16 protein-coding genes are annotated in these 14002 nt (G+C 68.0%); 10 read left to right on the top strand and 6 right to left on the bottom strand.

Translation table 11 applies throughout. From position 1 onward, the window contains the following. Nucleotides 1-65 precede the first annotated feature (65 nt). From AC2YG9_RS00205 to AC2YG9_RS00225, 5 genes are all read left to right on the top strand, one after another. Nucleotides 66-557, top strand: a complete 492-nt coding sequence (locus tag AC2YG9_RS00205) for an SspB family protein (protein ID WP_487295908.1) — start codon at nt 66-68, stop codon at nt 555-557. Between the two features lie 17 nt (nt 558-574). After that, a complete protein-coding gene (locus tag AC2YG9_RS00210) occupies nt 575-1069 on the top strand; it encodes a ClpXP protease specificity-enhancing factor SspB (RefSeq protein WP_487295909.1) in 495 nt (164 codons plus the stop codon). Next, on the top strand, nt 1066-1851 hold the full coding sequence (locus AC2YG9_RS00215; RefSeq protein WP_487295910.1) for a C13 family peptidase: 786 nt from the start codon (nt 1066-1068) through the stop codon (nt 1849-1851). Before AC2YG9_RS00210 ends, AC2YG9_RS00215 begins: the two co-directional genes overlap by 4 nt. Before the next feature lie 54 nt (nt 1852-1905). Next, entirely contained in the window at nt 1906-4023 is a 2118-nt protein-coding gene (locus tag AC2YG9_RS00220) for a serine hydrolase domain-containing protein (protein WP_487295911.1), read from the top strand. Nucleotides 4024-4144: 121 nt separating this feature from the next. Then, complete coding sequence (locus AC2YG9_RS00225) at nt 4145-4522, top strand: hypothetical protein (protein WP_487295912.1); 378 nt, start codon at nt 4145-4147, stop codon at nt 4520-4522. Here the strand turns inward: AC2YG9_RS00225 and AC2YG9_RS00230 are convergent. Continuing rightward, nucleotides 4519-4875 carry a RusA family crossover junction endodeoxyribonuclease gene (locus tag AC2YG9_RS00230; protein WP_487295913.1) on the bottom strand — a complete coding sequence of 119 codons (357 nt, stop codon included), beginning with the start codon at nt 4873-4875 and terminating at the stop codon, nt 4519-4521. The genes AC2YG9_RS00225 and AC2YG9_RS00230 overlap by 4 nt on opposite strands. A gap of 83 nt (nt 4876-4958) precedes the next feature. On the opposite strand from AC2YG9_RS00230, the gene fumC reads away from it, so the two are divergent. Next, on the top strand, nt 4959-6350 hold the full coding sequence (fumC, locus tag AC2YG9_RS00235; RefSeq protein ID WP_487295914.1) for a class II fumarate hydratase: 1392 nt from the start codon (nt 4959-4961) through the stop codon (nt 6348-6350). Between the two features lie 7 nt (nt 6351-6357). Here fumC and AC2YG9_RS00240 read toward each other — a convergent pair whose 3' ends face one another. Further along, the gene (locus AC2YG9_RS00240; RefSeq protein ID WP_487295915.1) at nt 6358-6783 is read right to left on the bottom strand and encodes a YccF domain-containing protein; all 426 of its coding nucleotides are present in this window, start codon (nt 6781-6783) and stop codon (nt 6358-6360) included. A gap of 35 nt (nt 6784-6818) precedes the next feature. On the opposite strand from AC2YG9_RS00240, the gene AC2YG9_RS00245 reads away from it, so the two are divergent. The 4 genes from AC2YG9_RS00245 to AC2YG9_RS00260 all read left to right on the top strand — a co-directional run bounded on the left by AC2YG9_RS00245 (nt 6819) and on the right by AC2YG9_RS00260 (nt 9457). Continuing rightward, entirely contained in the window at nt 6819-7499 is a 681-nt protein-coding gene (locus AC2YG9_RS00245; protein WP_487295916.1) for a phytanoyl-CoA dioxygenase family protein, read from the top strand. Next, nucleotides 7496-7930, top strand: coding sequence for a GNAT family N-acetyltransferase (locus AC2YG9_RS00250; RefSeq protein ID WP_487295917.1), 435 nt, complete (start codon nt 7496-7498; stop codon nt 7928-7930). The genes AC2YG9_RS00245 and AC2YG9_RS00250 overlap by 4 nt, the downstream gene beginning before the upstream one ends. A 73-nt stretch (nt 7931-8003) precedes the next feature. Beyond that, nucleotides 8004-8957 carry a hypothetical protein gene (locus tag AC2YG9_RS00255; protein ID WP_487295918.1) on the top strand — a complete coding sequence of 318 codons (954 nt, stop codon included), beginning with the start codon at nt 8004-8006 and terminating at the stop codon, nt 8955-8957. Between the two features lie 65 nt (nt 8958-9022). Next, nucleotides 9023-9457, top strand: a complete 435-nt coding sequence (locus AC2YG9_RS00260) for a pyridoxamine 5'-phosphate oxidase family protein (RefSeq protein ID WP_487295919.1) — start codon at nt 9023-9025, stop codon at nt 9455-9457. Nucleotides 9458-9460: 3 nt separating this feature from the next. On the opposite strand, the gene AC2YG9_RS00265 is transcribed toward AC2YG9_RS00260, so the two are convergent. Genes AC2YG9_RS00265 through AC2YG9_RS00280 form a run of 4 tightly spaced genes read right to left on the bottom strand, consistent with a single transcriptional unit; the run spans nt 9461 to nt 13833 of the window. Beyond that, nucleotides 9461-10780 (bottom strand): hypothetical protein, encoded by a 1320-nt coding sequence (locus AC2YG9_RS00265; RefSeq protein ID WP_487295920.1) that lies wholly within the window; start codon nt 10778-10780, stop codon nt 9461-9463. A gap of 40 nt (nt 10781-10820) precedes the next feature. Then, entirely contained in the window at nt 10821-11765 is a 945-nt protein-coding gene (locus tag AC2YG9_RS00270; RefSeq protein WP_487295921.1) for a glycosyltransferase family 9 protein, read from the bottom strand. Continuing rightward, the gene (locus AC2YG9_RS00275) at nt 11762-12892 is read right to left on the bottom strand and encodes a sensor histidine kinase (protein WP_487295922.1); all 1131 of its coding nucleotides are present in this window, start codon (nt 12890-12892) and stop codon (nt 11762-11764) included. The genes AC2YG9_RS00270 and AC2YG9_RS00275 overlap by 4 nt, the downstream gene beginning before the upstream one ends. Before the next feature lie 5 nt (nt 12893-12897). Continuing rightward, a complete protein-coding gene (locus AC2YG9_RS00280; protein WP_487296900.1) occupies nt 12898-13833 on the bottom strand; it encodes a polyprenyl synthetase family protein in 936 nt (311 codons plus the stop codon). Between the last annotated feature and the right edge of the window lie 169 nt (nt 13834-14002).

Consider the following 14002-nt stretch of genomic DNA (forward strand, 5'->3'; position numbering starts at 1 on the left):
GAGCGCCTTTGCGAGCGGCCCTCAAACCGCTACGCTTGTGGAAGTTGTAGGGAAGTGACGCCTCGATGGCCCAGGACAAGCCACCCCAGGACCTGATGCATTACGAGGCCATGGCCCAGGACGCCCTGCGTGGGGTCGTCAAGGCCGCCCTCAAGCGCGCCGCCGCGCCCGGTGGGCTGCCCGGCGAGCACCATTTCTACATCACCTTCAAGACCAAGGCGCCGGGCGTCTCGGGCCCGCCGGAGGTGCTGGGCAAGTACCCCGACGAGATGACCATCATCCTGCAGCACCAGTACTGGGACCTGGCGCCAGGAGAGACCTTCTTCACCGTCACCCTGAAGTTCGGCGGCCAGCCCAAGCGGCTGTCGATTCCCTACGCGGCCGTGGTGCGGTTCTTCGATCCCTACGTGCAGTTCGGCCTGCAGTTCGAGCCGCCGGAAGCCTTCGATCTGGAGGACGAGCTCGACGAGCTGGACGCCGAGGACGAGGCTCCAGCAGCCGAGGCGGGGGAACCGGAGGCGAAGGTCGTCTCGCTGGACCAGTTCCGCAAGAAGTAGGCAATCCGGGGGGATCGATGAGGCGACTTTTGGCGGTGCTGGCCGGGCTGGCTGTGTTCGGCCTTGCCGGACATGCCGTCGCCGCCGATGCCGCCCCACCGGCCAAGCCGGACCCCATGCAGTACGAGCTGCGGGCGCAGGAGTCCCTGCGGGATGTCATCCGCCAGGCGATGCGGATCGCCCGGTACCCCGGCCTGCCCGAAAACCACGCCCTCTACGTCACCTTCAACACCCGGGCCGAGGGCGTCAAACTGCCCCCGCATCTGCTGGCCAAGTATCCGGGCGAGATGACCGTGATCCTGCAGTGGCAGTACATCGTGATGGAAACCGAGGGCGACAACCTCGTCGTCGAACTCTGGTTCGATGGCGTTCAGACCGAAGTGACCATCCCCTACGCCGCCATAAACCGCTTCTACGATGAAGGCTCGAAGTTCGGTCTCGCATTCGATCTTCCCAGAGCACCGTTGACGGCCGAACATGCCGATCCCCAGATCTGGAGTCCCACCGAATGAAACGGCAGCTGGCGATCCTGTTCGGCGTCATCGCCCTGGCCATGGCGGGCTCCGCCCCGGCCGCCCAACCCGGCTTCAAGGACTGGGCCGCCGTGGTCGTGGCCGGCGACTTCGCCGGGGCCCACAACGAGGGCGACACCGAAGCTTTCGACAACGCTCGCCGCGACGTCGCCAAGGCCCTCGTCGAACGCATGGGCTTCGCACCCGACAACGTGAAGCAGTTCTCGGTTCGGCCGCAGCGCTACAACGAGCCGGGTCTGGGCCGGAGCCGGCTGTTCGAAATCCATGACGGTCTGGCCGATGTGGCCAGCAAGGCCAAGAGCGGCTGTCTGTTCTACTTCACCTCACACGGGGTGCAGTACGGGGCCTTCCTCAATTCCGAAGACCCCAGGAAACAGACCATCATCCTGCCGCAGGTGATGGCCGAACTGGTCGATAGCGCCTGTCCCAATCGGCCCAGCGTGGTGATCATCTCGACCTGCTTCTCGGGGGTGAACGTGCCGGCTCTCAGCCAGCCCAACCGCCTGGTGATGACCGCCGCCCACAAGGACCGCAGCTCGTTCGGCTGCGGCCAGCAGAACACCTACCCCTATTTCGACGACTGCTTCCTGCAGTCGGTGAAAACGGTGAAGACCCTGGGCGCCCTGCCGCCGGCCATCACCGCCTGCGTCCAGCGCATGGAGCGGGAGACCGGCATGTCGCCGCCCTCGATGCCCCAGGTTTCGGTCGGTTCGACCCTGGCGCCGATGCTTGTGCTTTACGCCTTCCCAAAGGGGAGTTAGCGAAGGGCGCAAATCCCCGGCCATCCCCCCATCGGGCCGGAGAGGGAGAGCAGTGTGTCTGGAAAATCGGTTCTGAAGGGCGGCCTGGCGGCTGTCCTGTCTCTGGTCGTCGGCTTCGCGCCGGTCGCGGGCTCCGCCCAGGCCCCCGCCACGCCCACGGCGCCGATCCCCTACGCGCCTGCGCCCGCCTCAGCGGCCAAGGCGGCTCCGAAAGCCGTGACCTCCCCCGCCCGTCCGCGCCCGGCGCCGACCGCCGCCGCGCTGCCGGCCGCGCCGGTCGGCAACGTCGTCGCCCCCGTCGCGCCCATCGATCCGGCCCAGCTGGAGGCCTTCGTCGACGGGGTGGTGACCACCAGCATGACCCGCGACCACATCGCCGGCGTCACCATCTCCGTCGTCCAGAACGGCCAGGTCATCCTGAAGAAGGGCTATGGCTTCGACCGCCTGGGCGAGCATCCGCGCCGGGTCGATCCCGACCGCAGCCTGTTCCGCCTGGCCTCCATCTCCAAGACCTTCACCTGGATCGCGGTCATGCGTCAGGTCGAGGCCGGCCGCATGCGGCTGGACGCGCCGATCAACCTCTACCTGCCCGAGGCCGCCCGGGCGCCCGACCAGGGCTTTGGCAAGGAGATCCGGGTCATCGACCTGATGAACCATCGCCCGGGCTTCGAGGACCGCGCCATGGGCCAGCTGTTCGAGAAAGACCCGGCGCGCGTCCGCCCGATCCTGACCTGGCTGAAACAGGAACGCCCCCGCCGCGAGTGGGAGGCCGGGACCATGCCGGCCTACAGCAACTACGGCTCGGCCCTGGCCGGGGTGGCCGCCGCCCGCCAGGTCAACAAGCCCTTCGAGCAGATGATCGAGCAGGAGATCACCGGGCCCCTGGGCATGACCCGCACGACCTTCCGCGACCGCTATCCGCCGACCGCTGGCCTGCCCGCGCCCATGCCCGCCAACCTGGCCGGCGACGTGGCCGACGGCTTCTTCTGGAACGGCACCCGCTTCACCGTCCGGCCCTACGAGTACGTCAGCCAGGCCGCCCCGGCCGGCGGCGTCTCGTCGACGGCCGGCGACATGGCCCGCTACATGACCATGCTGCTGAACGGCGGCACGCTGGATGGCCAGACCATCTTCAATCCCCAGACCTCGGCTGGTTTCCGAACCGTTTCCGACCGCGCCGCGCCCGGGGCCGGCGGCTTTGCCCACGGCTTCATGGAGTACCGGCTGCCCGGCAACCGCATCGGCTACGGCCACGGCGGAGCGACCCTCAGCTTCATGTCCAACATGGTGGTGATCCCGGAGCTGGGCCTCGGGATCTTCATCTCGACCAACACCGAGACCGGCTACGACCTCCAGGCCACCCTGCCCGGCAAGATCGTTCAGCGCTTCTACGGACCCGCGCCGAGCGCGCCGCGCCTGTCGACCTGGCTGAAGGGCAAGGCCGGAGCCTTCGCCGGCCAGTACCTCAGTTCGCGCCGCGCCTTCCACGGCATGGAGAAGTTCATCGGCCTGTTCAATGGCCGCGAAACCGTCCAGGTCGACGGCCAGGGTCAGCTGGTGATGTCGGGCCGCAACGGGACCTCGATCTGGACGCCGCTGGACACCGAGGGCCGGTTCCAGTCGACGACCGACTCGCGGGTCATCGTCTTCACCATGGAGAACGGCCGCGCCACCGGCTTCTACGACAGCATGGCCAGCCGCTATTCCAAGCGGCTGGGTTTCTTCGGCGGCGACGGCTGGTTGATCTGGGCGGCGATCCTGGCAGGCTTGGCCAGCATCGTTACGGTGGTCGGGGCCCTGCTGCGTCTGCGGCTTAACCTGCGCCAGACGACGGTGCAGGCCCGCGCCAGCCTGATCCAGACCATCCAGGCGGTGCTGTGGCTGATCATGCTGGGCGCCTTCGGCCTCTGGTTCGGCAAGGTCAGCGACACGGCGGCCATCTTCTACGACTGGCCCGGCCCCCTGCTGATCATCGCCTCCAGCTGCGGGCTGGTGGCGGCCATCCTCAGCGTCGTGGTGGTCATCCTGACCCCCTTCGTCTGGCAGGGCGGCCGACGGGTCGACAGCTTCACGCAAGGCCGCAAGCTGCGCTTCACCTGGACCGCGGGCGTCTTCCTGCTGTTCTCGGTGGTCCTGGCCTTCTGGGGCGCCATCTTCCCCTGGGCGAACTAGCCGCCCAACCTGAGGCGGATTGGCGCAGGGTTAAGTTTTCAACAACCATTCCGGGGCGCCCCCCTTGTCGGCACGCCTCTGGCAGGACAACCCTTGTCATCAGTGGCTGTGGGGTTGTGTCGTGTCAAAAGAAGACGCTTTTGCCTACGGAATCGCGGGGGCGATCACCTGGGTGGCTGTGACGGCTTTCTATGGCGCCTTCGGGGGCGGCATCCTGGAGAGCAGCTTCATCGTCTATGCCGCGAACGCGGCCCTGGCGACAGCGGCCATGGGGGTGGCCTTCTGCATCACCTCGCGCCTGCGCCGCACGCCGCGCGGCAAGCGCGCCTTCCCGGCCCTGGTCTTCTTCGCGCCCGGCCTGGTCGGCGGCCTGATCGCCCTCCTCAATCTGCAAAGCCTGTTCCCGCAGGCCAGCCAGGGCCGCTACGGCGCGTTCCTGCTCGTCGCCTATGCGGCGGTGGCCATCCTCTCGATGGAACAACCCCGTCGTAAGGCCTAGGCGCGCTTCTCGACCCGGATACTGATCCGCTCGCGCTCGCCCTGCCGCCGCTCGACCAGCAGCTTCCAGACCTGCGCATCGTCGTGGAAGGCATAGCCCTTGATGGCGTCGAGCAGGGCCTTGGCCAGGTTGTCGAGGTCCATCCACGGCGGATCGCCGGTGTAGTCCATGACGATCTCGACCGAAAACTCGCCCCAGGCCGGCCGCGAGCCGCGCCAGCTCTTGCGGAAAAACTCATAGATCAACGGCTTGTAGTAACGCGCCTGGGTGGTCAGCCCGTCGACGACGATCTCCAGCACCCCGCCCTGTTCGCGGGCGCGCACCTTGCCGTGGTGGGTCCAGTCATCGCTCATTCGCCCTTCTAGACCGCCCCGGGCCTTGCAGTCTGCACCCTCGGCGCTAAACCCCTGCCAACGCTTGTTTCAGGGACCGCCCGATGACCACGACCCGCACCGAGACCGACACCTTCGGCCCCATCGAAGTCGATAACTCGAAGTACTGGGGGGCGCAGTCGCAGCGGTCGATCGGCAACTTCAAGATCGGCTGGGAGAAGCAGCCCCTGCCCGTCGTCCGCGCCCTGGGCATCGTCAAGCGCGCCGCCGCCGAGGCCAACGCCGCGCTCGGCCGCCTCTCGCCGGACCTGGAGAAGGTCATCGTCGCCGCCGCCAACGAGGTCATCGAGGGCAAGCTCAACGATCACTTCCCGCTGGTCGTCTGGCAGACCGGGTCGGGCACCCAGTCGAACATGAACGCCAACGAGGTGATCTCCAACCGCGCCATCGAGATGCTGGGCGGCGAGATGGGCTCCAAGAAGCCGGTCCACCCCAACGACCACGTCAACATGAGCCAGTCGTCGAACGACACCTACCCGACGGCCATGCACATCGCCGCCGCCGAACAGGTGGTCCACGACCTGATCCCGGCCCTGAAACACCTGCACGCCGCCCTCGAGGCCAAGTCGAAGGCCTGGGCCCACATCATCAAGATCGGCCGCACCCACACCCAGGACGCCACCCCCCTGACCCTCGGCCAGGAGTTCGGCGGCTACTCGCAACAGGTCGCCAACGGCATCTACCGGATTGAGCAGACCCTGCCGATGCTGATGCAGCTGGCTCAGGGCGGCACCGCCGTCGGCACCGGCCTGAACGCTCCTATCGGTTTCGCCGAAAAGGTCGCCGAGCGCATCGCCGACATCACCGGCCTGGCCTTCACCACCGCCCCCAACAAGTTCGAGGCCCTGGCCGCGCACGACGCCATGGTCTTCACCCACGGCGCCATCAACACCGTCGCCGGCAGCCTGTTCAAGATCGCCAACGACATCCGTTTCCTGGGGTCCGGCCCTCGCGCGGGCCTGGGCGAACTGAACCTGCCCGAGAACGAGCCCGGCAGCTCGATCATGCCCGGCAAGGTCAACCCGACCCAGTGCGAGGCCATGACCATGGTCTGCGCCCAGGTGTTCGGCAACCAGGCGACGATGACCTTCGCCGGGGCCAGCGGCCATTTCGAGCTCAACGTCTTCAACCCGGTGATGGCCTACAACTTCCTGCAGTCGGTGCGGCTGCTGGCCGACGCGGCGATCAGTTTCACCGACAACTGCGTGGTCGGCATCGAGCCCCGCGAGGACAACATCAAGGCCGGCCTCGACCGGAGCCTGATGCTGGTCACCGCCCTCAACGGCAAGCTCGGCTACGACATCTGCGCCAAGATCGCCAAGACGGCCCACAAGAACGGCACCACCCTGCGCGAGGAAGCGGTCGGCGGCGGCTACCTGACCGACGCGGAGTTTGACGAGTACATGCGCCCGGAACTGATGATCGGGCCGAACTAGGGCCCGATCAAACCTGTCGGGGCGCTCTCACCGGCGTCCCGACCTCGACCACCGTCTTGCCGATCGGCGCCAGGGCCAGCATCGCCAGCTGCAGGTCCTTCAGGGCGAACGGAATGCCGATGATGCTGATGAACTCGGCCACCGCGATCAGCAGGTGGCTGAGGGCGATGTACCAGCCGGCGAAGATGAACCAGATGATGTTGAGGAAGACGCCGAGCCCGCCGGTGCCGACGTCGCTCATCCCCAGGCTCTCGCGGCTGACCACCTCCTTGCCGAACGGCCAGAAAGAGAAGCCGGCAATGCGCCAGGCAGCCCCGGTGTAGGGCAGGCCGACGATGGTGATGGCCAGGATGGCCCCGCCCAGCAGCCACAGCAGGCCCGACAGCCAGCCTCCGAAGATGAACCACAGGATGTTGAGGATCAGGCGGATCATGGCGTGTCGTCCCTCGGCTCGATATCCTTGAGGTGATGCAAATCGTGGCCGATGTCGAGATGCGCCATGACCTGGACCTCGTCCGGGACGGCGCAATGCTGTTTCCGGCGGCGCTGTCGCCGGTCGAGCTGGCCCAGCTCGACCAGGTCGTGCCGGCCGGGGCGGGCCGCCGCCTGACGCTGGCCGGGCTCGCGGCGCCGTTGAGCCGGCTGACAGAATTGGCGGCGAAAAGCCTCGGGCCTGGCGCCATGCCGGTGCGGGCCGTGCTGTTCAACAAGACGGCGCAGACCAATTGGGCGCTGGGCTGGCATCAGGACCGGGTCATCGCGGTGAGGGAGCGGCTCGCGGTCGAGGGCTACGGCCCCTGGACGGTCAAGGACGGCCAATTGCACGTTGCTCCGCCGATGGCCGTCCTGGAGGGCATGGTGACGCTGCGCCTTCACCTTGATCCCTGCGGACCGGACAACGCCCCCTTGAAGATCGCCTTGGGATCCCATCGCCTCGGCCGGGTCGCCGCCGCCGATGCCGCCGGTGTCGCCGACCGCCTGCCAGTGATCGACTGCCTGGCCGACCGGGGCGATGTCTGGCTCTACGCCACGCCCATCCTGCATGCATCTGATCGGGCCAGCCGGCCGTCGGCGCGACGCGTGCTGCAACTGGACTATGCCGCTGAGGCGCTGCCTGGCGGCCTGCAGTGGGCCGGGATCGCGCCGTGAGCCTGATCATCGCCCGGGTCGTCGACGACCTGCCGCAAGGCTTCGCAGGACTGCTGGCCGCCGCCCGCGCCGAGGGCGTCCGCAACATGGACGCCTTGGCACAGCAGTGGGACGACGGGCGGGGCTTTGCGGAGCCGGGCGCCCTGTTTGCCGCCTTCATCGACGGCGATCTTGCCGGCGTCGGGGGCGTCACGCCGCAGACCGGGCTAGCCGAAACGGCCATGCGCATGCGGCGGCTGTATGTGGCTCCGGCCTTCCGCCGCGGCGGTGTCGGCCAGGCCTTGGCCGGGGCGATGATCCAGCAGGGTCTGCAATCCGCCCGCCTGCTGACCGCCAACGCCCGGGCCAGCGAGGCGGCGGCGCCGTTCTGGGAAGCCATGGGCTTCCAACCGGTGGACGGCCCCGACTTCACGCATCTGTTGCGCGGCTGAACGCCCCCCCCTTTCGCGGTATCCACCAGACTGGGCGCCGTCCACAGTGGCCCTGCACAGGATGAGGTGATCCATGGACCGGCGTTTGTTCCTCGGTGGCGGCGCGAGTCTCGCCGGCCTGACGGCCTTCTTCCCTGACGGCTCGTCGGCCCAGACGGCGCCGTCGGCGGCCGGTGCGACGATGATGGACAAGGGCATGTTCAAGAAGGCGCTGACCGGAGCCAACAGGGTCGCCATCGTCGGCGCTCGGGTGGCCGTGCAGGCCGGCAACTTCCAGACCAAATCCTTCGGCGGCAGCAGCTGGACGGCCGCCTTCGACGTCTCGGGCATCGGGGCTGCCGACCTGACCGCCGTCGCCGACGGGGCGATCGCCGACTTCTCCAGCCAGCTGTCCGGCATCGGTCGTACGATGGTCCCGCGTGCGGAAATCGAGTCCCAGAAGGTTCTCAAGGAACTGGACCTGCAGCCACAGCCCGTTCGCCGGGCCTGGAAGTACAACAACTTCTCCGCCCAGCTCGACCTGATGTGGGCCTCCGACAGCGGCGGTCGCCTCTGGTTCTACCACCTCGACAACTGGAGCCCCTTCGGCGCCTTGGCGACGAAGAACTGGCAGAAGATGAACGCCCTGGCCGTCGACATGAAGGCGGTCATCCTGCTCCCCACCTACGTCTACAGCTTCGGCGGCGTGGTGCTGACCACCGGCAAGCAGTCCACGGACGGCGACTACCTGATCCAGGAGGCCAGCGTCGAGGCCGCCGCCCAGATGAAGCTGCTCGACTACCCCACCAACCTCTGGGCCTTCCACGGCCTGATCAAGATCGCCGGCGCCTTCTCGGACCTGAAGTTCAAGGGCGACATCCCGCTCGGGCTGCCCGGCGAGTTGAAGGAACTGGGCAATGACGGCCGCAACGCCCGCTACCAGTTCCAGGCCGACCCGGCCCGCTTCCGGACCCTGGCGTTGACCGGCGCCTCTGCGGCGAACCGCTTCCATACCGATGTCATCCGCGGCTTTCCGGCCAAGGCATAACCCATAGTCGGGAACGAGCTTGCGACTGCGGCGCTCTGTTGGGGAACACCAACGGAGGCCTCCCCATGGGCGACAAATCACTCACCGACATCGCCAAGGAGATGAAGGACATCGACTTCGTGATGCTGCAGACCAAGACCGATGGCGGCCAGATCGCCGCACGGCCGATGAGCAACAACCGCGATGTCGAGTACGACGGCGACAGCTGGTACTTCCTCTTCGAAGAGTCCCGCACCTTCCAGGACATCGAGCGCGACCCGAAAGTCGGCATCTCCCTACAGACCAATAAGGGCCTGCTCGGCAAGCCGCCGACCTTCATTGCCGTCGAGGGCCAGGCTCAGATCATCCGCGACAAGAGTACGTTCGCGGAGCATTGGACCAAGGACATAGAGCGCTACGCCAAGGATGGCATCGACACCCCCGGACTGGCGATGATCAAGGTCCACGCCGAGCGCATCCACTATTGGGACGGCGAGGACGAAGGCGAGATTCGGGTCTGACGCCTAGTTGTTGCAGATGATGCTCGCGCCCTTCTCGGCGCGCGCACAGTTGGCGGCATTGGTCGCCTTGTTCTTGTCGATGATGGCCTGGGTGGCGGCCGCCGGATCATAGGGCGCGCCCGCCACCCCCGGCGCGCCGGGGGCAGGAGCGCTGCCGCGCATGGTCTCGGCTGACTTGGCCTCGCGCATCCGGTCGCAGGCCGCGGCGACGCCGGCGTTGCACCAGCGGTCGAACTGGTAGGACGGCGCGCCGTCAAGGGTGAAGCCGAAACGCGCCCACCAGGCCTGCGCAGCCTCGCCGCCCTGGCTGAGGGCGACAGTGGCCATCCAGTCGCGGTCCTCCGGTTTGGCGGAGCCGATGTTGGCGTCGAACTTCGCGGCGCGTGAGGCCCCGTTGACGCGCGCCATCTCGAAGGCCCGGTCGTACTCGGCCTTCCGCGCCGGATCGGCCTGCATGTAGGTCCAGACCCAGCTGCTCGGATGCGGCTGGAATCCGGTCTTCTCCATCTCGTCCATTTCCTTGCCGAACAAGGTGTCCTGGTAACGCTTCTGAATGGCCGGGTCTGCCTTGGCCCGCGCCAGCAGCCACTCCATGTCCCTTGGCGGCACCGGGTAGCCAAACCCTCGACGAACGGATCCCAGGATGCTGGTCAGCCGGGCTTCGTCGATATCCGCCGACCGGGTCAACGGCCGCTCGACGAAGGTCATCGGCGCCAGGGGCTGACCCTTGTACTGCCGCTGGAACTTCTGCTCGCCCGCATAGTCGGCAAACCGGTAGAAGCCCGAAGCCACAACCACAGTGTCGAAGCCGCAATCGTATTCCTTCGTTCTCGACGAGATCGTCTTGATCGTGCGGTGATAGTCAAAGGGCTTGTTGGGATCCTGACTCGACTCTCCGCGCAGGCATTCCATCAGGGCGATGGCCACCGGCCGATCCGTCGCTCCGGATTTCCAAAGATGCATCGCCCAGAGGCCGGCCAGCGGCACGAGGCCCTGCTCGGGCCGAGCCAGGCCTGCCGAGGCCCCGCGCGCCGCCGCCTGTTTTCGGAGGTACTGATAGCCCTCCATCATCGCCCGCATGGCGACTGGATCGCCCTTCTCGGCGAAGGGGCGGATGGCGGCCAGGTTGGCCTCGGACTTCCGGCTGGTCCAGGCGCCGATAGCCTTGCGCAGGGCCTTGGCCTCGTCAGGCGACAACGGGGCGGGAGAGACCTTGGGCCGATGGGCCTCGACGTAGGCCTCGTAGTTGGTCGGCGCCTGGGCCATCGCCGTCCCCGCGGCCAGAATGGCAAGGGACGTCAGAAGTGTCGGAAGCGTGCGCATAGCGCGAACCCTAGCAGCCTCGCCCGGATTGGATACCGCGTTAGGGGGGGGCGGCGAGCCCCCGGACCGCTTCCAGCACGCTGTCCAGGCTCAAATCCACCAAGTCGTCGGTGCGCAGGATCTCCACCGGCTGATCGGACCGGATCGGCCGAGGCGCGCTGAGGTCGGGATTGCTCTCGGCCGAGAACAGCACCACGCCCGGCGCGCCGGCGGCGATGGCGATATGGGCCGGCCCGGTGTCGTTGCCCACGACCAGGGCGGCGCGGCGGGCCAGATCGGCGATATCGCCAAAGCTGGTCTGGCCGACCAGAATTTGCGCCGTCGGCTCTACGCCCTGGATGACGGCGGCCAGCGCCGCCTCTTCCTCGCCATGGCCGAGGACAACGGGCGTGATCCCCTGGCCCGAAAGCGCCCTGGCGAGCGCGCCATACTGCGCCGCCGGCCAGCGCTTGGCCGGCCGGTGCGGAGCGCCGCCGGGGACCAGCAGGGCGAAGGGCGCGGGGGGTTCGAGGTTCGCCTTGCCGGTCAGCCAGCCAATGTCCGGCGGCCCGACCTCGCCGATGCCGGCGATGCGCAGCTGTTCGCGCTGGCTGTCCTGGACGTGCAGGCGGTCGCGCGCCTCCCCGCCGTATTCGAAGGCCGCGCCCGGCGCATTGCCCGACCAGGGCGGGCGTTTCGGCCAGAGCAGTTGGAAGTAGCGGACCGTGCGGCCCTGGGTCTGCAGGTCGTAGACGCGGGTGAACCCGGCCTTGCGGATACGGCCGATCAGCCGGGCGACGGCGGCAAGGTCGCCCCAGCTGGGCCGCCCATCGGTCCAGATGTCATCGAACCAGCCGGTGGCCTTTGCCACCCCCGCGAACGGCGGGGTGGTCAGCAGGGTGATGCGGGCGGCGGGATGGGCGGCGCGAATGGCCTTCATCGGCCCGGTCGCCTGGATGAAGTCGCCGAGCGCCGAGAGCTTGATCACGAGGATCGCCTCGCTCACGCCGTTCCCTTCGAGGATGGCGCAATACGGGCTGAAATCGGAGCGGTCAGCTCATAGACCAGCCCCTCGCTTCCAAAGCGCACCTCTGCCTTGCCGCCGAGGTCCCGGGCCAGGCCCGCTTCCGCGAGGCGCAGGCCGAAGCCCGTGCGTTTGGGGGCCGAGGCCGGCGGGCCGCCGCGCTCGATCCAGGTCATTCGGAACTGTTCGCCCGAGAAGGCCAGAGTCAGGTCGACCGTGCCGGCCGGCGCGCTCAGCGCCCCGTAACGGCGGGCGTTGTCGAGCAGCTCGTGCAGGGCCAGGATCAGGCTGACCGCGGTCTCGTTGACGACCACGCCGCTGTCGGCGGTCAGGCGCAGACGGCCTTCGAGCAGCTCCGGGGCCGAGAGCAGGGCCCGGTCGAGGCATCCGCTCAGGGTCGCCCCGGCCCAGTCCCGGTGGGCGAGAACCTCATGCGCCCGCGACAGCGCCATCAACCGGCCATTGAACCCCTCCACGAAGGCCTGGGGCGAAGCGGCGTTGGGCAGTGTCTGGTTGGCGATCGACAGGGTCGAGGCCAGGGTGTTCTTGACCCGGTGGTCCAGCTCGCGGATCAGCGCCTCGCGCCGGGCCAGCGACAGTTCCAGGCTCGACAGCAGCTGCACATTCGCCAGAGCCGTGGCCGTGGCCCGGGCCATCATCGACAGGCTGTCGACCTCATCGTCGGTCGGCCGCCGGGGATGGTCCCAGTAGGCGCCGATGGCCGCCAGCGGATCGGCCGGCCGCACCGGGGTCATCACCAGGCTGCGCACGAAGGTCGGGCGATAGGCGTCCTGCGGAATGCGGGAATCGTCGCGGATTTCCGGAATGACCACCGTCTCGCGGTTCATCATGGCCCAGCCGCTGATGCAGGTCTCCATCGGGAAGCGCCTGCCCTTCCACAGCGGGCTGATGGCGTCCTCGTCGAGGTAATGACAGAAGTCGCCGTCGCGCAGCACGAATGTGACCCCGTGGGCCCCGGACATGCGGCGGGCGCTGGAGCGCACCACCTCGGCCACCTGCTCGATAGTCCGCGCGCCGCTCAGATGCTCGATGGCGTCGACCAGCACCGCAATCGGGGATTCGCCGGCCAGGAGCTGCGCGGCGCCCATGGTCCTTACGCGCTCCGGGTGACCGCGAAGTCGGCCAGGTCTTCCAGCGCCCGGCGCCAGTCGCCGGCCGGCATGCAGGACAATGCCTGCTTGGCCTCGTCGGCGAACTCGTGGGCCAGGTCCAGGGTCGCCTGCCCGGCCCCGGTAAGCTTGATCAGCTCGCGGGCCCGCAGGAAGTCGCTGTCGTCCTGTTCGCGACGGCCGATGGTCCGCTCCCAGAAAGCCGCTTCCTGGGCGCCGGTGGCGGCGATCGCCAGCAGCAGCGGCAGGGTCGCCTTGCCTTCGCGGAAGTCGTCGCCGGCGTTCTTGCCCAGCGTCTCGGTCGCGCCGCCGTAGTCCAGCGCGTCGTCCGACAGCTGGAAGGCCAGGCCGAGATTGAGGCCGTAGGTGCGCATGGCGCGGGTCTGCTCCTCGGATGCTCCCGCGCTTACCGCCCCTGCTTCCGCCGCGGCGGCGAACAGCTCGGCCGTCTTGGCGCGGATGATCTCGAGGTAGATTTCCTTCGACAGGTTAAGATCGTGTGCACGGGTAAGTTGTAACACCTCCCCTTCGCTGATCACCCCCGCGGCCTTGGCCAGGATGTCCAACGCGCGCAACGAGCCCGCCTCGACCATCAGTTCGAAGGCGCGGGCGAACAGGTAGTCGCCGACCAGCACGCTCGACGGCGCGCCCCAGATCAGATGGGCCGCGACCTTGCCCCGGCGCAGCTGCGAGCTGTCGATGACATCGTCGTGCAGCAGGGTGGCGGTGTGGATGAACTCGACCGCGGCGGCCAGCTTCAGGCAGCCATCGGTGGTCGACCCGGCCAGCCGCGCGGCGGCCACGGTCAGCAGCGGCCGCAGCCGCTTGCCGCCGGCGTTGATCAGATGGTCGGCCAGGGCGGGAATGACCGCCACCGGGCTTTGCATCCGGGCTGAGATCAGGGCGTTGACGCCGTCCATGTCGGCCGCGCCCAGGTCGACGAGCAGGTCGACGGACGCAGGCTGGCGTTCGACGTCGGCGTTCACTGCGACCAAGAGAGCGGCTCCTCGCGTCAGATCAGGCCGCCGTTGCGGGGGCCACAGGCTCGGGATAGGTCAGGACAACGGCTGGCACAAGGCATAGCGAGCG

The sequence above is a fragment of the Caulobacter sp. SRI_014 genome (assembly GCF_057586315.1).